Origin of the sequence: Streptomyces sp. NPDC101166 (assembly GCF_044768125.1) — a bacterium.
Classification (GTDB): domain Bacteria; phylum Actinomycetota; class Actinomycetes; order Streptomycetales; family Streptomycetaceae; genus Streptomyces.
The window spans coordinates 1-21,923 of sequence record NZ_JBIWPF010000016.1; the positions used below are offsets into that span (position 1 = coordinate 1).

Annotated in this window: 18 protein-coding genes; 3 read left to right on the forward strand and 15 right to left on the reverse strand. The window is 71.0% G+C overall.

The window, feature by feature from the left end; all coding sequences use genetic code 11:
- Positions 1-143 precede the first annotated feature (143 nt).
- Positions 144-1,394, reverse strand: coding sequence for a helix-turn-helix domain-containing protein (locus ACIRS4_RS26435; RefSeq protein WP_404200687.1), 1,251 nt, complete (start codon positions 1,392-1,394; stop codon positions 144-146).
- A 385-nt stretch (positions 1,395-1,779) separates the two neighbouring features.
- Positions 1,780-2,172, reverse strand: coding sequence for a hypothetical protein (locus tag ACIRS4_RS26440; RefSeq protein ID WP_404200689.1), 393 nt, complete (start codon positions 2,170-2,172; stop codon positions 1,780-1,782).
- Between the two features lie 308 nt (positions 2,173-2,480).
- Here ACIRS4_RS26440 and ACIRS4_RS26445 point away from each other — a divergent pair, with 308 nt between their 5' ends.
- The gene (locus ACIRS4_RS26445; RefSeq protein WP_404200691.1) at positions 2,481-3,008 is read left to right on the forward strand and encodes a universal stress protein; all 528 of its coding nucleotides are present in this window, start codon (positions 2,481-2,483) and stop codon (positions 3,006-3,008) included.
- A gap of 90 nt (positions 3,009-3,098) precedes the next feature.
- Here ACIRS4_RS26445 and glmS read toward each other — a convergent pair whose 3' ends face one another.
- Both glmS and ACIRS4_RS26455 read right to left on the reverse strand, forming a co-directional pair.
- Positions 3,099-4,916, reverse strand: coding sequence for a glutamine--fructose-6-phosphate transaminase (isomerizing) (glmS, locus tag ACIRS4_RS26450; RefSeq protein ID WP_404200693.1), 1,818 nt, complete (start codon positions 4,914-4,916; stop codon positions 3,099-3,101).
- A gap of 24 nt (positions 4,917-4,940) precedes the next feature.
- Positions 4,941-5,198: a hypothetical protein gene (locus ACIRS4_RS26455; RefSeq protein ID WP_404200695.1), complete on the reverse strand. Its 258-nt coding sequence runs from the start codon at positions 5,196-5,198 to the stop codon at positions 4,941-4,943.
- Positions 5,199-5,384: 186 nt separating this feature from the next.
- On the opposite strand from ACIRS4_RS26455, the gene ACIRS4_RS26460 reads away from it, so the two are divergent.
- A complete protein-coding gene (locus tag ACIRS4_RS26460; protein WP_404200697.1) occupies positions 5,385-6,947 on the forward strand; it encodes a purple acid phosphatase family protein in 1,563 nt (520 codons plus the stop codon).
- Between the two features lie 21 nt (positions 6,948-6,968).
- Here ACIRS4_RS26460 and ACIRS4_RS26465 read toward each other — a convergent pair whose 3' ends face one another.
- The 11 genes from ACIRS4_RS26465 to ACIRS4_RS26515 form a co-directional block, all read right to left on the reverse strand.
- The gene (locus tag ACIRS4_RS26465; RefSeq protein WP_404200699.1) at positions 6,969-7,892 is read right to left on the reverse strand and encodes a DUF4429 domain-containing protein; all 924 of its coding nucleotides are present in this window, start codon (positions 7,890-7,892) and stop codon (positions 6,969-6,971) included.
- Between the two features lie 69 nt (positions 7,893-7,961).
- On the reverse strand, positions 7,962-9,737 hold the full coding sequence (locus ACIRS4_RS26470; protein ID WP_404200701.1) for an IucA/IucC family protein: 1,776 nt from the start codon (positions 9,735-9,737) through the stop codon (positions 7,962-7,964).
- Positions 9,734-10,297 carry a GNAT family N-acetyltransferase gene (locus ACIRS4_RS26475; RefSeq protein ID WP_404200703.1) on the reverse strand — a complete coding sequence of 188 codons (564 nt, stop codon included), beginning with the start codon at positions 10,295-10,297 and terminating at the stop codon, positions 9,734-9,736. Before ACIRS4_RS26475 ends, ACIRS4_RS26470 begins: the two co-directional genes overlap by 4 nt.
- Positions 10,294-11,571 (reverse strand): lysine N(6)-hydroxylase/L-ornithine N(5)-oxygenase family protein, encoded by a 1,278-nt coding sequence (locus tag ACIRS4_RS26480; RefSeq protein ID WP_404200705.1) that lies wholly within the window; start codon positions 11,569-11,571, stop codon positions 10,294-10,296. The genes ACIRS4_RS26475 and ACIRS4_RS26480 overlap by 4 nt, the downstream gene beginning before the upstream one ends.
- Positions 11,555-13,021: a lysine decarboxylase DesA gene (gene desA, locus ACIRS4_RS26485; RefSeq protein ID WP_404200707.1), complete on the reverse strand. Its 1,467-nt coding sequence runs from the start codon at positions 13,019-13,021 to the stop codon at positions 11,555-11,557. Before desA ends, ACIRS4_RS26480 begins: the two co-directional genes overlap by 17 nt.
- 180 nt (positions 13,022-13,201) lie before the next feature.
- Positions 13,202-14,059 (reverse strand): siderophore-interacting protein, encoded by an 858-nt coding sequence (locus ACIRS4_RS26490; protein ID WP_404200709.1) that lies wholly within the window; start codon positions 14,057-14,059, stop codon positions 13,202-13,204.
- Between the two features lie 151 nt (positions 14,060-14,210).
- Positions 14,211-15,257 (reverse strand): ABC transporter substrate-binding protein, encoded by a 1,047-nt coding sequence (locus ACIRS4_RS26495; protein WP_404200711.1) that lies wholly within the window; start codon positions 15,255-15,257, stop codon positions 14,211-14,213.
- Between the two features lie 202 nt (positions 15,258-15,459).
- Positions 15,460-16,620: an acyl-CoA dehydrogenase family protein gene (locus ACIRS4_RS26500; protein WP_404200713.1), complete on the reverse strand. Its 1,161-nt coding sequence runs from the start codon at positions 16,618-16,620 to the stop codon at positions 15,460-15,462.
- Complete coding sequence (locus ACIRS4_RS26505; protein ID WP_404200715.1) at positions 16,620-17,573, reverse strand: hydroxymethylglutaryl-CoA lyase; 954 nt, start codon at positions 17,571-17,573, stop codon at positions 16,620-16,622. Before ACIRS4_RS26505 ends, ACIRS4_RS26500 begins: the two co-directional genes overlap by 1 nt.
- On the reverse strand, positions 17,570-19,501 hold the full coding sequence (locus ACIRS4_RS26510) for an acetyl/propionyl/methylcrotonyl-CoA carboxylase subunit alpha (protein WP_404200717.1): 1,932 nt from the start codon (positions 19,499-19,501) through the stop codon (positions 17,570-17,572). Before ACIRS4_RS26510 ends, ACIRS4_RS26505 begins: the two co-directional genes overlap by 4 nt.
- A gap of 11 nt (positions 19,502-19,512) precedes the next feature.
- The gene (locus ACIRS4_RS26515) at positions 19,513-21,129 is read right to left on the reverse strand and encodes a carboxyl transferase domain-containing protein (RefSeq protein WP_404200719.1); all 1,617 of its coding nucleotides are present in this window, start codon (positions 21,127-21,129) and stop codon (positions 19,513-19,515) included.
- 96 nt (positions 21,130-21,225) lie between these two features.
- Here ACIRS4_RS26515 and ACIRS4_RS26520 point away from each other — a divergent pair, with 96 nt between their 5' ends.
- Positions 21,226-21,828, forward strand: a complete 603-nt coding sequence (locus tag ACIRS4_RS26520) for a TetR/AcrR family transcriptional regulator (RefSeq protein WP_404200721.1) — start codon at positions 21,226-21,228, stop codon at positions 21,826-21,828.
- Positions 21,829-21,923: the final 95 nt, after the last annotated feature.

The window sequence follows — 21,923 nt, forward strand, 5'->3', positions numbered from 1 at the left end:
GTGTCCGCCCCCCCCCCCTGGCCGCGCGGCGGGGGTGGGGCCCCGGGGGGGGGGGGCGGGGGGCGGGGGCCCCCCGGGGGGGGGGGGGGGGGGGGGGGGGGGGGGGGGGGGGGCCCCCCGCCCCCCCCCCCCCCCGCCCGTCGTCACATCCCGCTACGCGGTCCCGGCAGGCTCGCCCGGGGCACCGCGAACGGCTCCCGTGCGTGCTGGCCGTGCTCCGCCGACAGAGCCGCGGCCGACGCCGTGTGCGGCGCGGTCGGTCCTGGCGTGCGCCGCACCTGCGGCGGTACTCCCGCCTCCGGGTGCAGCCCGCCCATGCCCGGCCCCGCCGGAACCGGCGCGGGCGGCTCGCTGTCGGCCTGCGGCCGGTCTCCCTGCGGCCGGCGTGCCCGGTACGCCGCCCGATAGGCGGCCGGGGACGAGCCGAGCTGCCGCCGGAAGTGCCCGCGCAGCGCCACCGGGGAGCGGAACCCGCACCGCCCGGCGACCTCGTCGACGGAGTAGTCCGAGGTCTCCAGCAGCCGCTGCGCCTGAAGCACCCGCTGGGTGATCAGCCACTGCAGCGGCGCACTGCCGGTGAGCGAGCGGAACCGCCGGTCGAAGGTGCGCCGGCTCATGTACGCGCGCGCCGCGAGCGTCTCCACGTCGAACTGCTCGTGGAGGTGCTCCAGCGCCCAGGCGACGACCTCCGCGAGCGGGTCGGCGCCGATCTCCTCCGGTAAAGACCGGTCGAGATAGCGCTCCTGGCCGCCCGACCGGCGCGGCGGGACCACGAGTCGGCGGGCCAGCGCGCCGGCCGCCTCGTTGCCGTGGTCCGTCCGCACGATGTGGAGACAGAGATCGATCCCGGCCGCCGTGCCCGCCGACGTCAGCACATCGCCGTCGTCGACGAACAGCTCCCGCGGATCGACGTGCACCGACGGATAGCGCTTGGCCAGCGTCGGCGCGTACATCCAGTGCGTGGTGGCCGGACGCCCGTCCAGCAGGCCCGCCGCCGCCAGCACGAACGCGCCGGTGCACAGGCCCACGATGCGGGCGCCTTCCTCATGCGCTCGACGCAGTGCGTCGAGCGCTTCCGCGGGCGGCGGGGAGGTGATCGAACGCCAGGCCGGCACGACGACCGTGCCGGCCCTGGATATCGCCTCCAAGCCGTGCGGTGCGGTGAGTTCCAGGCCCCCTGTGGTCCGCAGTGGGCCGTCCTCGCCGCCGCACACCAGAAGTCGGTAGCGCGGTACGCCGGCGTCCTGGCGGTCAATCCCGAACACCGACAGCGGAATGGAACTTTCGAAAATCGGGCCGCCGCTGAACAGCAGCACCGCGACGATCTCCTTGCGGCGTCGCCCCGACAGCTTCCGGGCCGCGGCTTCCGGCGCGGCGGTGGAGTCGTGGCTCATCCTGCTAAGCCCCCCTCGGTGGTCGCGGCGCCCCTAACTTGTCGGGCATGTCGCTCCAGCACGTTTCCCCTCGGTCCTGCACGAGTCCCCCGCCGTAACAGTCAAGATCGAATCTACTGTGTCGTGTGCCGCCGGCGTGGCCGGTTCAGCACCCGACGGATTGTCGACATGGCAACTTGGCGTGAAGCATTCGATCACGAAGCGTTGCACTCGCGGGGCGTGCAGGGAAGTGCGCCTTGTCGCAGTGGCCAATCCACGTAGGGTGCGCGGGGCCCCCCAGACCTTCTTCGTGCAGGTGGGACGGGGGGAGGGGGGTGGTCGGGGCAAGAGGTGCGGGGTTCCTGGAAGTTGGCTGAAAACCGATGCCTCGGGGTGTGAAAACCGGTCAGCCGACCGGTGTGCTTCCGCCGCTGTGACGACCGCCACGCCGCGCTCCGCCCTCGCTGCGACGGCGGGCCCCGTGCCGTGGCCCGTAGGGGGCCTGTGCCCGCTGTTCCGAGAGTGACGTCTGCGACCTTCGGGGCCCGTGCGAGAGGTGGGCCCTGTGCGCCCGCGCCCGCTGTCGGGCGGCGCACCGCTCCGAGCGGCGCAGCAGCACCCGGCAGACGGCGGTGACGGCGGCCAGGCCCAGAGCGGTGCCCAGGGCGCCGGCGAGGGAGGCGCCGAACCAGAGCAGGACCACCGGGACCAGGACGCAGCTGAAGGCCGCCCAGCGGATCAGGTCGGTGGTCCGGTCGTCCCCGGCGCGTGCGTCGGGGGCTCGGCGGGCTGCGGGCATGGGGCGGCTTCTTCCTGGCCTCTTCCTGGGGCGACGGCTCACGGAGTTCAACGTCCGTCCGGCGGGTCGGTCACTGCCCCCGGCGAGCGCATCCTGTGCAAACCGCCTGTACGGGACAGCAACCATTGCGTTACGGGCGGCCCTCGTGCATGCTCCCTGGAACCCCCCAGGGGACAAGCGCGGGATCTGGGTCGACGGGGCTTGCCGCCGTACCCTTGAGGGTAAGGGCCGGGGAAGGCGATTCCCGGACACGCTCCGCCGCTCACGCTCGTCCCACCCGTATTAAGGATCTATACGCCGAGACAGCCATGGCCGGTCACGAATTCTTCGAACCCGCGGACCGCAAGCGGCCCGTCGCCGATCCGACGGCGGCCGAGCCCCTGGCGGCGGAAGAGACACGCCCGTCCTGCGATCCCGCTTTCAAGCACGGCGTGGTCGTCGGCTTCGACGGCTCCATGTCCAGTGAGCGCGCCCTCGCGTACGCCATCGGCATGGCCCATCGCTCCCGCTCGGGGCTGATCATCGTCCATGTGGCCAACCGGCTGCCCACCACGGTGTGGGCGGGCTGCGAGCCGCCGGTCTTCGTCGATGTGCCGGACCATCGCACCGAGGTGCTCGGGCTGGAGCTCGCCTGCGCCGACTACCTCTCCGAGGTGCCCTGGATCCTGGTCGAGCGCGGCGGTGACATCTGCCACGAACTCGAAGAGGTGGGCCGGGAGTACGAGGCCGACGCGATCGTGGTCGGCTCGACGCACGGCATCGTCGGGCGCATCTTCGGCTCCGTCGCCGGGCGGCTCGCCAAACGCGCGAAGCGCCCCGTCATCGTCATCCCGTGAACCCGACGTGTCGCTCGTCAGGGTGAACTGACGTGTCATACGGGTGGGCCCCCTGACGTCACGTCAGGGGGCCCACCCGCGTCGGTTCTTCTACTCGACGGTGACCGACTTCGCCAGGTTGCGCGGCTTGTCGATGTCCCGGCCGAGGGCCTTCGCCGTGTAGTAGGCGAGGAGCTGGAGCGGAATGCCCATCAGGATCGGGTCGAGCTCGTCCTCGTTCTTCGGGACGACGATCGTCTGGTCGGCCTTCTCCTGGCACTCGTGGGCCACCGCGAGGATCTTGCCGCTGCGGGCCTTGATCTCCTCCAGGGCGGCGCGGTTCTTCTCCAGCAGGTCGTCGTCGGGGACGATCGCGACCGTCGGCAGGGCCGGCTCGATCAGGGCCAGCGGGCCGTGCTTCAGCTCCGAGGCGGGGTAGGCCTCGGCGTGGATGTAGGAGACCTCCTTGAGCTTCAGGGAGGCCTCACGGGCCACCGGGTAGCCCCGGACGCGGCCGATGAAGAGCATCGAGCGGGCCTCGGCGAACTGCTCGGCCAGCTTCTCGATCTCGGCCTCCTGCTCCAGGATCTCCGCGATCTGGCCGGGCAGCTTGCGCAGCCCCTCGATGATCCGCTTGCCGTCGCGCACCGACAGGTCGCGGGTGCGGCCCAGGTGCAGCGCGAGCAGCGCGAAGGCGACCGTGGTGTTGGTGAAGCACTTCGTGGAGACGACGCACACCTCGGGGCCGGCGTGCACGTAGATGCCGCCGTCCGCCTCACGGGCGATCGCCGAGCCGACCACGTTCACCACGCCCAGCACCCGCGCGCCCTTGCGCTTCAGCTCCTGGACGGCGGCCAGCACGTCGTACGTCTCACCGGACTGGGAGACGGCGATGTACAGGGTGTCGGGGTCGACGACCGCGTTGCGGTAGCGGAACTCCGAGGCGGGCTCGGCGTCGGCGGGGATGCGGGCCAGCTCCTCGATCATCTGGGCGCCGATCATGCCCGCGTGGTACGAGGTGCCGCAGCCGAGGATCTTCACCCGGCGGATCTGGCGCGCCTCGCGGGCGTCCAGGTTGAGGCCGCCGAGGTGCACGGTGGAGAAGCGGTCGTCGATGCGGCCGCGCAGCACGCGGTCCACGGCGTCGGCCTGCTCGTGGATCTCCTTGTGCATGTAGGTGTCGTGGCCGCCCATGTCGTAGGAAGCGGCCTCCCACTCCACGGTGGTGGGCTCGGCGGTGGTGCGGGTGCCCTCGGTGGTGTAGGTGCGGAAGTCGTCGGCCTTGAGGGTGGCCATCTCGCCGTCGTCCAGGGTGACGACCTGGCGGGTGTGGGCGACCAGGGCGGCGATGTCCGAGGCGACGAACATCTCCTTCTCGCCGATGCCGAGGACGACCGGCGAGCCGTTGCGGGCGACGACGATCCGGTCGTTGAAGTCGGCGTGCATGACGGCGATGCCGTAGGTGCCCTCGACCACGCGCAGCGCGTCGCGGACCTTGTCCTCCAGCTTGTCGGCCTGGGACCGGGCGACGAGGTGGACGAGGACCTCGGTGTCCGTCTCGGAGAGGAACTCCACGCCGTCCGCTTCCAGCTTGCGGCGCAGGTCGGCGGCGTTGTCGATGATGCCGTTGTGGACGACGGCGACCTTGAGGTCGGCCGACATGTGCGGGTGGGCGTTGACGTCGGAGGGGGCGCCGTGGGTGGCCCACCGGGTGTGGGCGATGCCCGTGGTGCCCTTGAAACGGGCCGGGACCTTCGCCTCCAGGTCGCGGACGCGGCCCTTGGCCTTGACCATCTTCAGACCGGCCGTCTTCGGGGAGGTGACGACGAGACCCGCCGAGTCGTAGCCGCGGTACTCCAGGCGCTGCAGGCCCTCCAGGAGCAGCGGGGCGACGTCACGCTTCCCGATGTATCCGACGATTCCGCACATGTATACGTATCCCCAAGCTTTCGATCACCCGTAGACGATGCGCCGCAGTTGCCGGAGCGTGAGCTCCGGCGGGGCCACCGCACGGTATTTCAGGTCCGCCTCGATCCGTTCGAAGATCTCCGTGTTCACCAGGCCCTGGGCCTGGAGCTCGCGGTGGCGGCGACGGACGTAGTCCTCGGTCGTCTCGTCGAAGTAGGCGAGCACGTCCTGGATCACCCGCAGCGCCTCGCCCCGCTGGAGGGGCGAGGAGCGCGTCAGATGATCAACGAGTTCGTCGTGCACCCGGTAGATCCTGAGGTACCGGAGCCGGTTTCGCAAGAATCTTGCCCGATTCCGGGCAACCGCTTGCGGACGATCTTTGGCACAACATTGGATCTGTCATGAGGGGCTGTTCGTACGCCGTCCATCCGCGCGCCCGCGAACCGTTGCCCGGGGCAGCGAGTTTCGGGCGTCATGGACACTCCTCGCATGGGCGTACCCGAGCGGCTCGCCGCCCGCATGAGCATGGCCGAGCAGCACGAGTACCTGCGCACCAGATTCTCCCGGCGCACGATGATCAGGGGCGGCGCGGTCACCCTGGGCGCCGTCGCCGGCGGCGCGTTCGTCCCCGGCGCCACCGCACAGGCCGCCGTACCCACGCAGACCTTCGCCGCCGCCGAGACCGTCGACGGCTCACTGGTCGCTCCCTTCGGCCGCCACCTGGCCTTCGGTGACGACCCCCGCACGGAGATCGGCATCTCCTGGCAGGTGCCGCTCCCGGTGAAGAAGCCCTTCGTCCGGATCGGCACCCACGCCTCGCACCTCTCCGTCAAGATCGAGGCCGAGGTGCGCACCCTCTTCACCCCGGCGGGCGTCGGGGCCAGCGGCAACCACACCCAGTACTACGTGCACGCCAGGCTGACCGGTCTCAAGCCCGGCAGGACGTACTTCTACGGCGTCGGCCACGCCGGCTTCGACCCGGCCGACCCGCGCTTCGCCGGCACCGTGGGCACCTTCACCACCGCCCCCGCGCACAAGGAGCCGTTCACCTTCACCGCCTTCGGCGACGAGGGCGTCAGCTACCACGGCCTCGCCAACAACAGCCTCCTGCTGGGCCAGAACCCCGCCTTCCACCTGCACGCCGGGGACATCGCCTACGCCGACCCCTCCGGCTCCGGCAAGACCGCCGACACCGGCTTCGACTCCCGGATCTGGGACCAGTTCCTCGCCCAGACCGAGTCCGTCGCCAAGTCCGTCCCCTGGATGCCGGCCTTCGGCAACCACGACATGGAGGCCTGGTACTCGCCCAACGGCTACGGCGGCGAGGAGGCCCGCTGGAACCTCCCCGGCAACGGCCCCGACCGCAAGAACCTCCCCGGCGTCTACTCCTTCGTCTACGGCAACACGGCGGTCGTCTCCCTCGACGCCAACGACGTCTCCTTCGAGATCCCGGCCAACCTCGGCATCTCCGGCGGCACCCAGACCACATGGCTGGAGGCCCAGCTCAAGAAGTACCGCGCGGCGAAGGACATCGACTTCGTCGTCGTCTTCTTCCACCACTGCGCCTACTGCACCTCCACCGCCCACGCCTCGGAGGGGGGAGTGCGCCAGGAGTGGGTGCCGCTGTTCGAGAAGTACTCCGTGGACCTCGTCATCAACGGCCACAACCACCAGTACGAGCGCACCGACGTCATCAAGGGCGGCAAGGTCGCCCGGGAGCTCCCGATCGGCGGCACGGCCTATCCCGAGAGCGACGGCGTCGTCTATGTCACCGCGGGCGCCGCGGGCCGCAGCCTGTACTCCTTCACCGCCCCGCTGTCCTACGAGGGCCATGTCGACGACGTGGAGTCCGTCGCCTCGTTCGTCAACACCAAGGACGGCAAGCAGAACGAGACCGTCGCCTGGTCCCGGGTGCGCTACCTCGACTACTCGTTCCTGCGCGTCGACGTCGCCCCCGCCGCCAAGGGCCGCACGGCCACGCTCACCGTGCGGGGCATCGCCGAGAGCGGGGAGCAGGTCGACCACTTCACGGTGGCGCGCAAGGCGAAGTAGCCGCGTGCGCGCGGGCGGTCCTCACATCCGCTTGAGGACCGCCTGCTTGGCCACGGCGAATTCCTCGTCCGTCAGCACCCCGTCCCGGTGCAGCCCGCCCAGCTCCCGCAACCGCCGCAGCAGCGCGTCGTGTTCGTCCCCGGCGGGAACGGCGGGAACGGCGGGAACGGCGGGAACGGCGGGAACGGCGGAAGGAGCGGCGGCGAGCCGGTCACGCGCCCCGGGCACCGCGTCCTCGGGGGCGCCCGAGGGGTGCGGCAGCCGCGCCTGCACGGCGGCCGCCACCAGCGCCATCAGCGGATCCTTCTTGAATCCCCACAACTCGACCGCGTTGGGGTCGTACTTGGGCGGCGCCTTGGTGGCCGCGCCCCGGACGGTGAAGCGCAGATGGCCGTTGCCCAGGCCCGCGGCCGGATGCCATTCCACGGCCGTGATCTCGGCGACGGGCAGCGTGCGGGTCCCGGCGGTCGCCTTGGCCTCCTCCGTCTTCCAGTTCCACTCCAGTTTCACGCACTCGCCGTCGAAGCTCGCCGTGCCGTCCCCCGCGGACACCGACAGCGGCACCGACGGCCCCGGCAGCAGATACGACTCCACCGCCTCGGAGGGGACCTCCTCCAGCAGCAGCGCGTTGCGCACCTCGTCCGCGAAGTACTCGGCGACACCGAAACGGTCGCTCTCGACGAGGAGTCGGTAGGGATCGTGCGGCTCGGTGAGCCGGCCGCCCGTCGCGTGCAGCAAGGGGTCGGCGCCGTCCCGCAGCCGTAGTCTCAGCCGTCCGGCCTTCTTCCCCTGCTCGAACGAGATCCCCGCCAACGCGCTGAGAGGCAGCGTGAGTTCGCCGAGCGTCCGGCGTAACAGGCCGACGTTCTTGTCCCTCCCCGGGGTCAGCCGCAGCGTGTCGCCGTCGAAGACCCAGGTGCCGTCCTTCTGGATGATTTCCGCCATGGGGCGATTCTTCCAAAGACGGCGACGGGCACCCCCGAGGACCGTACTCGGGGGCGCCCGTCCGTTCGATCAGAACCCGGCGACGGGGTTCTGAAGGGTTCCGATCAGCTGGAGGGCGCCCGACGGGTCCGCCAGGTCCACCATCTGCTTGTTGTTGCGCAGTTGCAGCCGGTTGAGGCAGGACAGCGCGAACCGGGGCGCGAACATGTCGTACTGCTCGAACCGCTCGGCCAGCTGGGGGTTCGCGTCCTGGTAGGCGCGGGTCACCTCGGCGACCGTACGCCAGAACTCGCCCTCCTCCAGGATCTCTTCGGCGGCGAGGTCCGCGGCGAGGAAGCGGAAGAAGCAGTCGAAGACGTCCGTGAAGATCGACAGCAGCTTCTTGTCCTCGGGGACCTCCACCCGGATGCGCCGCACCGCAGGCGGCAGCACCGCGTCCGGGTCCATCACCGCGATCTCCTCGGCGATGTCCTTGTAGACCGCCCGCTGCACGACCCCGTCCCGCAGCACCAGGATGGTGTTCTCGCCGTGCGGCATGAAGACCAGGTCGTAGGCGTAGAACGAGTGCAGCAGCGGGGTGTAGTACGCCTCCAGGTAGTGGCGCAGCCACTCGGTGGGCGCCAGCCCCGACTGCTCGATCAGCGCGCCGGCCACCGACCTTCCCTCGTGGTCCACGTGGATCAGCGAGGCCATCGTGGCGAGCGACTCGCCGTCCTTCAGGGACGGCACCGGGCTCTCCCGCCACAACGCGGCCAGCATCTTGCGGTACGGCGAGTAGCGGTCGGTCGCCGCCTCGTACTCCAGGTGCCGGTAGCCCACGGCCGCCCGCTCCCGGATGATCGACAGACCCGACGACCTCAGCACCGGGTCGTCGTCGATGAGCCGCGCCAGCCAGTCGTTGATCGCCGGGGTGGCCTCCATGTACGCCGCCGAGAGGCCGCGCATGAAGCCCATGTTGAGCACGGACAGCGCCGTCTTCACGTAGTGCTTCTCGGGGTGCGAGCTGTTGAAGAACGTCCGGATGCTCTGCTGCGCCAGGTACTCGTCCTCGCCCTCGCCCAGGCACACCAGGTTCCCCCGGGCGACCTCGGCGGCGAAGGTGACGGCCAGCTTGTTCCACCACTGCCAGGGGTGGACGGGGATGAGCAGGTAGTCGGCCGGGTCCAGCCCCCGGTCGGTGAGCCGCGCCTCGAACCGCTCGACCGTCTCCTCGCCCAGCTCCTGCCGGACGAAGGACTCGTACTCGATGCCGGCGCCCGCGGTGAACGCCGCCCGCGACCGGTGCGCGGCCAGCCACACCAGCCGGACCGGGCTCGCCGTCTCCGGCGCGTACGACAGGTACTCGTGGACGCCGAAGCCCAGCCGCCCGTTGTTGGCGACGAAACAGGGGTGGCCCTCGGTCATCCCGGTCTCGATGGCCTGGAAGCCGCTGCGCGCGAGCTCCGCCGAGGTGAGCTGCGGCTTGGTGAGCTTGTAGCAGGTGCCGGAGAGGGTGGAGGAGATCTCCTCCAGGTAGACTGGCAGGATCTCCTCGCTCAGGCCCAGCGTCGTCTTCAGCTCGATGAAGAAGTCCAGCGCGGCGAGGGGGAGTTCGACGCCGTCCCGGCTGCGGGTGATCGAGTCGGCGTCGACCTGCCAGTGGTCGAGGGCGCGGCGGACGGCGGCGAAGCGGTACGCGGTCAGCCCGTCGTCGCTGCGGACGGTGTACCGGCCGTCGTCGCCCTCCGGCTCGGGGGTGAGCAGCCGCTCGTGCGCGAACTCGGCGAGGGCCTTGCGCACCAGCAGACGATTGGCCGTCTCCCAGCGCTCGGGGGAGAGGTGGGCCACGGAGTCGGTGAGGCTCATGCGGCCACCCCCGTCGCGGCGGCGAACTGCTCCCGCGTGCAGAAGCTCAGCAGCGCCTTCTTCTCCGGCTTGACGATCTCCCGCTCCGCCACGAAGCCGACGGCCTCGTTCAGGGCGTGCACGGCCTTGTTGGCCACGTCCGGCTCGACGACGACGCGCCGCACCGCCGGGTCCTCGAACAGCCGCGCCATCACGGCGGTGATGACCGCTCGGGTGAAGCCGTGCACGGGCCGGTCGGTGGGGGCGACCAGGAAGTGCATGCCGATGTCGCCGGGCTGCGGCTCGTACAGCCCGACCAGTTCACGGTGGGCCGGGTCGTAGTACTCCATGAGGAAGGCCGGCACGCCGCGGTGCAGCCCGAGCAGGGCGTGATGGTGCTCGTCGGCGGCTGTCTCCATGTACGCCCGCTCGACGTCCACGAGCGTCGCGTCCTGCATCATCCAGTAGGCGGCCTTGGGATGCGTCACCCAGCCGTGCAGCAACTCGGCGTCTTTCAGCGGGTCGAGAGGCCGGAGGGTGAGGGGGCCGGTGTCGGCGCGGGAGCCGGTGGTGGGGGTCATACGGCGAACTCCTGGAACGCGATGGTCTTCTCGACCGGGTAGTACTCGCTGCCGAGCAGCTCTCGGATGATGTAGCTGTTGCGGTAGGGGCCCATGCCCAGGTCGGGCGAGGTGATGCTGTGGGCGTGGACGCCCCCGTTCTGCAGGAACACCTCCCGGCCGGTGCTGTCGATGGCGTAGTTGCGGGCGACGTCGAAGTTGCCCTGGGAGTCGTAGCGGAGCCTGTCGCGGATCGGCCGGAGGAACCCGGGTTCCGCGTAGGCGTATCCGGTGGCCAGCACCAGTCCCTCGGAGGCCAGCTCGAAGTCCTTCTCCTGCTCCTCCTGGCGGAAGGACAGGCGGTAGGCGCCGTCCTCGTACGCCGCGGCGGTCAGGGCGGAGTTGGTGAGCAGCCGGGTGGGGACCGGGCCGCCGAGGTTCTTCTGGTAGAGCAGGTCGAAGATGTCGTTGACGAGGTCGCCGTCGATGCCCTTGAACAGGCCCTTCTGCTGGGCGGTGAGCCGGTAGCGGGTGGCCTCGGGCAGCGCGCGGAAGTAGTCGACGTACTCCGGGGAGGTCATCTCCAGCGTGAGCTTGGTGTACTCCAGCGGGAAGAAGCGCGGGGAGCGGGTGACCCAGTTCAGCTGATAGCCGTGGACGTCGATCTCGCTGAGCAGGTCCTGGTAGATCTCGGCGGCCGACTGGCCGGAGCCGACGATGGTGATCGACCGCTTCTTCTGCAGCTCCGCCTTGTTCTGCACATAGCGGGAGTTGTGGAAGAAGTCGCCGCCCAGATCGCTGACCGCCTCCGGGTAGTGCGGCGAGGTGCCGGTGCCGAGGACCAGACGACGGGCGCGGAACTCCTCGCCGGCGGTGGTGCGCACCACGTACCGCTCGCCGTCGTGGACGATCTCGTCGACCGTCGTCGAGAAGCGGACGTTGCTCAGCTTGTTCGCGGCCCAGCGGCAGTAGTCGTCGTACTCGACCCGCAGCGGGTAGAAGTTCTCGCGGATGTAGAACGAGTACAGCCGCCCCTTCTCCTTCAGGTAGTTGAGGAAGGAGTACGGCGAGGTCGGGTCGGCGAGGGTCACGAGGTCCGACATGAACGGCGTCTGCAGGTGCGCGCCGTCGAGGAACATGCCGGCGTGCCACTCGAAGTCGGGCTTGGACTCCAGGAAGATCCCGTTCAGTTCACCGATGGGCTCGGTGAGACAGGCGAGGCCGAGGTTGAAGGGGCCGAGCCCGATGCCCACGAAGTCGTAGGTCGTGTCCGTGGTGTCAGGAAGCGCGGTCAAGGGGTTCTCCCAGGTACTGCTCGGCGTGGCCGGCGATCAGGTCGAGGACGGCGGCCATGTCGGCGGTCGTGGTCTCGGGGTTGAGCAGGGTGAACTTCAGGTAGTGGCGGCCGTTCACCTTGGTGCCCGCGACCACGGCGTCGCCGGAGGCGAACAGGGCTTTGCGGGCGTGGAGGTTGGCACGGTCGATCGCACCCGGGTCGGTGACGGCCGCGGGGATGTAGCGGAAGACGAGCGTGGACAGCGAGGGCTGGACGACGACGTCGAAGCGCGGGTCGGCGGCGAGCAGCTCCCAGCCCTCGGCGGCGAGGTCGCACACCTCGTCGAAGAGCGAGCCGATGCCGTCGGCGCCCATCGTGCGCAGGGTCATCCACAGCTTGAGCGCGTCGAATCGGCGTGTGGTCTGCAGGGACTTGTCCACCTGGTTGGGGATGCGCTCCTCCACCATGCGGCGCGGGTTGAGGTACTCGGCGTGGTAGGTGGCGTGCCGGAGCGTGGCCGCGTCGCGCACCAGCACCGCCGAGGAGCTCACCGGCTGGAAGAAGGACTTGTGGTAGTCGACGGTGACGGAGTCGGCGCGCTCGATGCCGTCGATGCGGTCCCGGTACTTCACAGAGGCGAGCAGGCCGCAGCCGTACGCGGCGTCGACGTGCATCCACGCGCCGTACCGGTCGCACAGCTCGGCGATCTCGGGCAGCGGGTCGATGGAGCCGAAGTCGGTGGTGCCTGCGGTGGCGACGACGGCCATGGGGACCAGACCGGCCTCGGTGCAGCGCTCCAGCTCGCGGGCGAGGGCGACGGTCTGCAGGCGCTTGTCGTGGTCGACGGGGACGGAGACCACGGCGTCCGCTGCGAGGCCGAGCAGTTTCGCGGACTTCTTCACGCTGAAGTGGCTGACCTCGGAGGCGAAGACACGCAGCTTGCCGAGGGCGGCCGGCCCCTCCCACCCGTCGCGCCCCGGCTTGGCCTCCTCGCGGGCCAGCAGCAGGGCCTGGAGGTTGGACTGCGAGCCGCCGGAGGTGAAGACACCGTCGGCGGCGGGGCCGAGGCCGATGCGCTCGGCCGTCCAGTCGATCAGTTTGCGCTCGATGAGGGTGCCGCCGGCCGACTGGTCCCAGGTGTCCAAGGAGGAGTTGACGGCGGAGAGGACGGCTTCGCCGAGGACGGCGGGGATGACGACCGGGCAGTTGAGGTGCGCGAGGTAGCGGGGGTGGTGGAAGTAGATCGCGTCGCGGAGGTAGACCTCCTCCAGCTCGTCCAGGACGGCCGCGGTGTCGTGCAGGGGCTTGTCCAGGTCGATGCCCTCGATCCGGGGGGCGAGGTCGTCGACCGAGACGCCGGTGAACGGACGGTCGGTGGCGGCGAGTTTGGCGGCCACCCGCTCGACTCCTTCGGTCACGGAGCGGCGGTACTGCTCCGCGGTCGTGTCATTGAGCAGGTGCGAGCGCATGGTGGGGGTCCTCCGGGTGGGGACGGTCCGCTCGGGGAACGGACACAGGGGCGGAGCCTCGGGTTCAACTTAGGCAAGCCTAACCTAAGTTGACGCGAACTCGAACCCGGCCCTCCCCGTGACGGTCCTCACGTTTGTCCGGCAGTCAACTTGCCTTTCGGGAAAGGGTGTTGCCGAGTCTCACTCCTGCTCGCGCAGCTGCTCCTCGGACAGGCCCCGGCGCCAGTAGCCGACGAACGTGACCCTGCGCCGGTCGATCCCGCGCTCACCGACGAAGTGCCGGCGCAGCTGTTTCACGCACCCCGACTCGCCCGCGATCCACACGTACGGCCGCTCGGCGGACGGCAGCCGGGCGGCGCGCAGGGCGTCGAGGGTCATGGGGGAGCCCTCGTCGCCCTCCCCGCCGGTGCGGTCGCCGTGCACGAGCCAGGTGATCTCGGCGTCCGCCGCCGTCGCCAGACCCCGCACGCTCCCGGCGTCGTGGACCTCCAGCCAGGCCCGCACCCGCAGCCCGGCCGGCAGCGCCTCGAGGATCGAGGAGATCGCGGGCAGCGCCGTCTCGTCGCCCCACAGCAGCACCAGGTCGGTGTCCTCGGGCGCCCGGAAGCGGATCGCCCGGTTGTCGGCGATCGCCGGCCCGAGCAGCACCACGCGGTCCCCGGCGACGGCCCGGGAGGCCCACCGGGAGGCCGGGCCGGCCGGGGTGTGCAGCACGAAGTCGACGTCGATCTCCGTGGTCCGCCCCGAGGCGTCCCGGCGCAGCGACCGGAGCGTGTACGAGCGCATCACCGCCCGCACGTCGTCCGGCAGTTCACGCCATGCCTGCCACCAGCCGTCCCCGAGCTCGTACGGAATCCGCGGCTCGCTCTGCCCGGGGTGCGGCAGGAAGAGCGAGAGCGACTGGTCGTACCCGTCGGAGAAGAAGTACTGGAGGTCCTCCCCGGCGAAGGTGACCCGGACGAGGGACGCGTCGAGCCGTGTGGTTCGAGCGACCTGGAGGGAGAAGAAGCGGAACGGTGCGGCAACGGCGGTGGTCATGAGGCGCTCTCCTGATGTTGCGTCAGGTGTCGACGGGGGGCAGGGCAGCTGACCGAGGGGCGCGGGGCTGTGTCGAGGTGCGGCTCCGCCGCGTGGGCGCGACCGGTCACAGCCGGACCCGCAGCTCACCCACGACGTCAGGCCACCGTGATCAGGCGACCTTCTTCGCCGTCTCCAGCGCCTTGGCGAGGTTCTCCAGCAGCGGCACGCACTTGTCGTACGACAGGATCGGCTCCGGCGACCGCCCGATGACCTGCCCCGCCTTGACGGCCGGCAGCTGCTTCCACGTCGGCTTGGTGATCGCCGAAGGCTGCAGCGCCTGCGAGCGGTCGTCCAGCATGATGATGTCGGCCTTGTACTTGTCGACGTTCTCCCAGCTGAGCGACTCGAACCAGCCGCCGCCCTGCGCCTTGGCGCTCTCCGGCGGCTCGACGAAGTTCACGCCGAGGGCCTTGAAGTACTCGAGGTCGATGGAGAGGTTGGTGCCGGAGACGTAGAACAGCTCCGCGCTCGCGGAACCGGCCAGCACCTTGATGTCGGGCTTGGCCTTGGCGGCGGCGCGCAGCCGGGTGGCCGCGGCCTCGAAGCGCTTCTTGGCGTCGGTGACCTTGGCGGCGGTCAGGTCCGCGCCCAGGGACCCGGCCAGCGCCCACATGCGCTCCAGGGGCGCGGTGAGCTGGCGGTCGTAGACGGATATGCCGACGGTCGGGGCGAGCTTGGCGATCTTGTCCTTGGAGGCCTCGGGGACGTACCAGAGGGTGCCGGTGTTGTCGAACATCGTGGAGATGAGCACGTCGGGAGCGAGCGCCGCGTACTTCTCGACGTTGAACTCGTCCCAGACGTTGCCGATGATCTCGACCTTGGAGACGTCCATGTCGCCGGCCTGGACGTCGGGCTTGCCGGCGGTCGTCTTGGTCGGGCCGAAGACGCCCTTGACCTGGATGCCGTAGTCGAACAGGGCGGCGGCGACGCCGGTGAAGGCGACGATGTTCGCGGGCGTCTTGTCGAGCTTCACGGTGGTGCCGCGGTCGTCCTTGAACGTCCAGGGGCCCGACTTGGCGGAGGGGGCGGCGGTCGAGTCCGAGCCACCGCTCTTCGCGTCGTCGTCCCCGCAGGCCGCGAGGACGGCCCCGAGGCCGAGGGCGCCACCGGCGGCGAGGATGCCGCGGCGGGTGAGGTGGGTGGTGGCGTTGGACATGAATCTGGCTGCTTTCGAACGGGGCTGATCACCCAAGGGCAAGTTCGAATGTAGGTTAGCCTAACCTCAGATCTTGTCCAGTCCCGCTCATGAGTCATGTGCGGGCGGTGAACGCCCCGTCATGTGCGGGGCGAAGCGCCCATGCCGACGGCCGCGACGGGCGCACCGCCGCGGCCGCTTCGAGCGCTCCGCCCGCCAGGGGTCAGCCGGCGAGCCCCAACTCCCGTGCGATCAGCATGCGTTGCACCTCGCTCGTGCCCTCGCCGATCTCCAGGATCTTGGAGTCGCGCCACATGCGGGCGACCGGATACTCGTTCATGAAGCCGTACCCGCCGTGGACCTGGGTGGCGTCACGGGCGTTGTCGACGGCGACCGTCGAGGAGTACAGCTTCGCCAGCGCCGCCTCCTTCTTGAAGGGCTCGCCGGCCACCAGCCGGGACGCCGCGTCGCGCCAGGCGAGACGCGCCGTGTGCGCCTTCATCTCCATGTCGGCGATCTTGAACTGTATGGCCTGGTTCGCGCCGATCGGACGGCCGAAGGCCTGGCGTTCGCGCGCGTACTTCACCGACTCGTCCACACAGCCCTGGGCGAGCCCGGTGGCGAGGGCTGCGATCGCGATCCGGCCCTCGTCCAGGATGCGCAGGAACTGGGCGTAGCCGCGGCCCTCTTCGCCGAGCAGGTTCGCCGCCGGGACGCGCACGTCCGCGAAGGACAGCTCGCGGGTGTCGGAGGCGTTCCAGCCGACCTTGGAGTAGGGGGCGGCCACCGTGAAGCCGGGCGTGCCCGACGGGACGATGATCGCGGAGATCAGCGGTCTGCCGTCAGGCCCCCGGCCGGTGACCGCCGTGACCGTGACCAGACCGGTGATGTCGGTGCCCGAGTTGGTGATGAAGCACTTCGTGCCGTTGATGACCCATTCGTTCGTCCCCTCGTCCAGCCGCGCCGTCGTGCGCGTCGCGCCCGCGTCCGAGCCGCCGTCGGGCTCGGTGAGGCCGAACGCGCCGAGGATCTCTCCGGAGCACAGACGCGGCAGCCACGTGCGCTTCTGCTCTTCCGTGCCGAACAGGTGCAGCGGCATGGCGCCCAGCGAGACGCCCGCCTCCAGGGTGATGGCGACGGAGGAGTCGACACGGGCCAGCTCCTCCAGGGCGATGCCGAGCGCCAGGTAGTCGCCGCCCATGCCGCCGTGCTCCTCGGGGAACGGCAGCCCGAACAGGCCCATCCGGCCCATCTCACGGACGATCTCGTACGGGAACTCGTGCCGTTCGTAGTAGTCGCCGATCTTGGGGGCTACGACGTCATGGGCGAACGCCTCCACCGTGCGGCGGAGTTCCTCGAGTTCGGGGGAGAGGCGGTGGTCCATCACTGCTCCTTGTGGGACAGGGCCCGCACGGTGCGGGAGGGGCTGGGGCGGCCCAACTGTTCGGCCATCCAGACGCTTGTGGCGACGAGACGGCCGAGGTCGACCCCGGTGTCGATGCCGAGGCCCCGCAGCATCCACACGAGGTCTTCGGTGGCGAGATTGCCGGTGGCGGACTTCGCGTACGGGCAGCCGCCGAGACCGCCCGCCGAGGCGTCGACGGTGGTGACACCGTGCTGGAGCGCGGTCAGGGTGTTGGCGAGGGCCTGCCCGTAGGTGTCGTGGAAGTGCACGCCCAGCACGCCCGCGGGGACGCCTTGTTCGCCGAGCGCGGTGAGCAGCTCCACGACGTGGCCGGGGGTGGCGACGCCGATCGTGTCGCCGAGGCTCAGCTCGTCGCACCCCATGTCGAGCAGCGCCCGGCAGACCCGCACCACCTGGGGGACCGGGACCGCGCCCTCCCAGGGGTCGCCGAAGCACATGGAGAGATAGCCGCGCACATGGACGGCGTTCGCCTTCGCGCGGGCCACGACCGGCTCGAACATGGCGAGCGCCTCGTCCACCGTGCGGTTGAGGTTGGCCTTGGCGAAGGACTCGGTGGCGCTGGCGAACACGGCGACCCGCCCGGCCCCGAGGGCGAGCGCCCGGTCCAGTCCGCGCTCGTTGGGCACCAGGACGGGCAGCTCCACGGGCAGCGAGGACACCAGCGGGTACAACTGCTCGGCGTCGGCCAGTTGGGGCACCCACTTGGGGTGCACGAAGCTGGTCGCCTCGATCGTCGTGAGCCCGGCCTCGGCGAGCCGGCGCACGAACTCCGCCTTCACCTCGGTCGGCACGGCCGTCTTCTCGTTCTGCAGTCCGTCGCGCGCCCCGACCTCGTGGATCCTGACGCGTGCGGGCAGGCCCCCGGCCGGCACGACCATGGGGAGCCCGCGCAGGGTGTCCGGCGATGTCATCCCGCGGCCTCCTCGTGCGGTGCGACGACCGCCAGGACCTGGTCCATGGCGACCGTCGTGCCCGGTGCGACGTCCAGTTCGGCGACCGTGCCGGCGTGCGGGGCGGAGATGACGTGCTCCATCTTCATCGCCTCCACCACCAGCAGGCTCTGCCCGGCGGCCACCTCGTCGCCGACGGCGACCTTCACCACCGTCACCGTGCCCGGCATGGGCGCGGTCAGCGAGTCGGCGCCCGCGTGCGCGGCCCCCGACAGGGAGGCGGCGACCGGGTCGTGGTCGCGCACGTGCCAGGCGTCGCCGTCCCGGCCCAGCCAGTCGCCGGCCCGGTGGAAGGAGTGCCGGACGCCGTCGAGGGTGACATGGACGAGGTCCTCGGTGACGGTGTGGGAGCCGCGCGTCGTGTGCTCGACGGGCTCGGTCACCCGCAGGGGGAAGGCGACCGGCCGGGGCACGCCGCCCATCCGCCAGCCGCTCGGCACCGAGAAGGGGTCCGTCCAGCCCTCCCCGCGCGGCCGCAGCGCCTCCAGGCGTACGGCCGCGGCGGCCTCGTAGACCTCCTCGGGCACGTCGGCCGGGACCAGGTCCTCCGCGACCCGCTCGACCAGCCCGGTGTCCAGCTCGCCCGCCACGACCGCCGGATGGGCCAGCAGCCGGCGCAGGAACCCGGCGTTGGTCTGCACGCCCAGTGTGACCGTCTCCGCGAGGGCCGCCCGCAGCTTCCGCAGGGCCGTCGCCCGGTCGGGGCCGTACGCGATCACCTTGGACAGCATCGGGTCGTACAGGCTGCCGACCTCGGCGCCCTCGACGAGCCCCGAGTCGGTGCGGACGCCGTCGCCCTGCGGCTCGCGCAGCCTGAGCACCGTGCCGCCGGAGGGCAGGAAACCCCGCGCGGGGTCCTCGGCGCACAGCCGCGCCTCGACGGCGTGCCCGGTGAGGGCGATGTCGTCCTGGGTGAACGCCAACGGCTCGCCCGCCGCCGCCCGCAGCTGCCACTCCACCAGGTCCAGGCCGGTGACCAGCTCGGTGACCGGGTGCTCCACCTGCAGGCGGGTGTTCATCTCCATGAAGTAGTACGCCGTCGGGTCCCCGCCCGGGACGATGAACTCCACGGTCCCCGCGCCCCGGTAGCCGCAGGAACGGGCCGCCTGAACCGCCGCCTCGCCCATCGCGGCCCGGGTCGTCTCGTCGAGCAGGACGCTGGGCGCCTCCTCGACGATCTTCTGGTGCCGGCGCTGGAGGGAGCATTCGCGCTCGCCCAGGTGGACGACGTCGCCATGGGCGTCGGCCAGCACCTGGATCTCGATGTGGCGGGGCCGGTCGATCCACCGCTCCACGAGGAGCGTGTCGTCGCCGAAGGAGGCGCGGGCCTCACGGCGTGCGGCGGCGATCTCGTCGGCGAGGTGCGCCACGTCACGGACCAGGCGCATGCCCTTGCCGCCGCCGCCGGCGCTCGGCTTCAGCAGCACGGGCACGCCGATCTCGCGGGCGGCCTCGATCAGCTGCGCGTCGTCGAGGCCGCTGCCGGACGAGCCCGGCACGACCGGCACCCCGGCCTCGCGCACGGTCGCCTTGGCGCGGATCTTGTCGCCCATCAGGGCGATCGCCTCGGCGGGCGGCCCGATGAAGACGAGCCCCGCCTCGGCGCACGCGCGCGCGAAGGCGGCGTTCTCCGCGAGGAAGCCGTACCCCGGGTGGACGGCCTGGGCGCCGGTGCGGGCGGCGGCCTCCAGCAGCCGCTCCACGGACAGATAGCTCTCGGCGGCCGGCGCCGGGCCGATCCGCACGGCGGTGTCGGCCTCCCGGACATGCCGGGCGTCGGCGTCGGCGTCGGAGAAGACCGCCACCGAACGCACGCCGAGCGAGCGCAGGGTGCGGATGACGCGGACGGCGATCTCGCCGCGGTTGGCCACGAGCACGGTGTCGAACAAGGGTCCCCTCCTCACATCCGGAAGACGCCGAACTGGGGGTCTCCCAGGGGCGCGTCGGCACAGGCGGTCAGGGCCAGGCCCAGCACCTGCCGGGTTTCCAGCGGGTCGATCACGCCGTCGTCCCACAGGCGGGCGGTGGCGTAGTAGGCGTTGCCCTGGCGCTCGTACTGCGCGCGGACCGGGTCCTTGAACGCCTCTTCCTCCTCCAGGGGCCACTCCTGGCCGCGCCCCTCCAGCTGGTCGCGCTTGACGGTGGCGAGGACGGAGGCGGCCTGCTCGCCGCCCATCACGGAGATCTTGGCGTTGGGCCACATCCACAGGAAGCGGGGGGAGTAGGCCCGGCCGCACATCGAGTAGTTCCCCGCGCCGTACGAGCCGCCGACCACGACGGTCAGCTTCGGCACGCGCGCGCAGGCGACCGCGGTCACCATCTTGGCGCCGTGCTTGGCGATGCCGCCCGCCTCGTAGTCGCGGCCGACCATGAAGCCGGAGATGTTCTGGAGGAAGAGCAGCGGGATGCCGCGCTGGTCGCACAGCTCGATGAAGTGGGCGCCCTTCTGGGCCGACTCGGAGAACAGGATGCCGTTGTTGGCGACGATCCCCACCGGGTGGCCGTGGATCCGGGCGAAACCGGTGACGAGGGTCTGGCCGAACTCCGACTTGAACTCGGCGAAACGGGAGCCGTCGGTGATACGGGCGATGACCTCCCGTACGTCGTAGGGGGTACGGGAGTCGACGGGGACCGCGCCGTACAGCCCGTAGGGGTCGACCTTGGGCTCGACGGCCGGGCGGACCTCCCACGGCGGGGCCGGGCTGGCCGGCAGCGTGGAGACGATGGTCCGCACGATCCGCAACGCGTGCTCGTCGTCCTCCGCGAGGTGGTCGGTGACGCCCGACACGCGCGCGTGGACCTCGCCGCCGCCGAGCTCCTCGGCGGTGACGACCTCGCCGGTGGCGGCCTTCACCAGCGGCGGGCCGCCGAGGAAGATCGTGCCCTGTCCGCGCACGATCACCGCCTCGTCGCTCATCGCCGGGACGTACGCGCCGCCCGCCGTGCACGAACCGAGGACGGCGGCGATCTGCGGGATGCCGGCGCCCGACATACGGGCCTGGTTGTAGAAGATCCGCCCGAAGTGCTCGCGGTCGGGGAACACCTCGTCCTGCATCGGCAGGAAGGCGCCGCCGGAGTCCACCAGGTACAGACAGGGCAGCCGGTTCTCCAGCGCCACCTCCTGCGCCCGGAGGTGCTTCTTCACCGTCATCGGGTAGTAGGTGCCGCCCTTGACGGTGGCGTCGTTGGCGACGATCACGCAGTGCCGGCCGCTGACCCGGCCGATCCCGGCGATGACGCCGGCCGCCGGGGCCTGCCCCTCGTACATCCCGTCGGCGGCGAGGGGGGCGAGCTCCAGGAAGGGCGAGCCGGGGTCGAGAAGGGCGTCGACCCTGTCCCTCGGCAGCAGCTTCCCGCGCGCGGTGTGCCGTTCGCGCGCCTTCTCGCCACCGCCGAGGCGGGCGGCGGCGAGCTTGCCGCGCAGCTCCTCGACGAGTGCGCGGTGGGCCTCCTCGTTGGCCCGCCAGGCCTCCGACGCGGGGTCCGCCGCGCTCGTCAGCTCCGGTGCCTGCTCCATCCTTGCGGTCCCCTCACCCAGTGATCGACTGTTAATGAGCGTTAACCATTTCCATCAGGTTAACGAGCGCTAACCTCGATGTCTAGAATTGTTTTCATGGCCACCAGAACCGACGCCCCCACCCGCCGCGAGCAGATCCTCAGGGAGGCCGCGCGCCTCTTCGCCGAGCGCGGGTTCCACGGCGTCGGCGTGGACGAGATAGGGGCCGCGGTCGGCATCAGCGGCCCCGGCCTCTACCGGCACTTCCCGGGCAAGGACGCGATGCTGGCGGAGCTGCTGGTGGGCATCAGCGAGCAGCTGTTGACCGGCGCCAGGCGCCGCCTGGCCGAGGCCGACGGCGACCCCGCCGAGGCGGTCCTCGACTCGCTCATCGAGGGGCACATCGACTTCGCGATCGACGACCGTCCCCTGATCACCCTGCACGACCGCGAGCTGGACCGCCTGCGCGACAGCGACCGCAAGCTGGTCCGCCAGCTCCAGCGGCAGTACGTCGAGCTGTGGGTGGAGGCGCTGCGCGCGGTGTACCCGGACCTGCCCGAGCCCGCGGCCCGCTCGGCGGTCCACTCGGTCTTCGGCCTGCTGAACTCCACCCCCCATCTGGGCCCCCCGGGCTCCCTCCCCGGCCGCGCGGCCACGGCGCAGCTGCTGCACCGCATGGCCCGCGGCGCGTTCGCGTCGGCCGCGCCCCCACAGGAGTGACGAGCGTTACGACCGCCCCCCTGGACTCCCCTCCCTACCCGCCGGTACGGTTGCCCTGAGCAAGCGCTTAGCCCAGGGGAAGCGCAACCATGAAT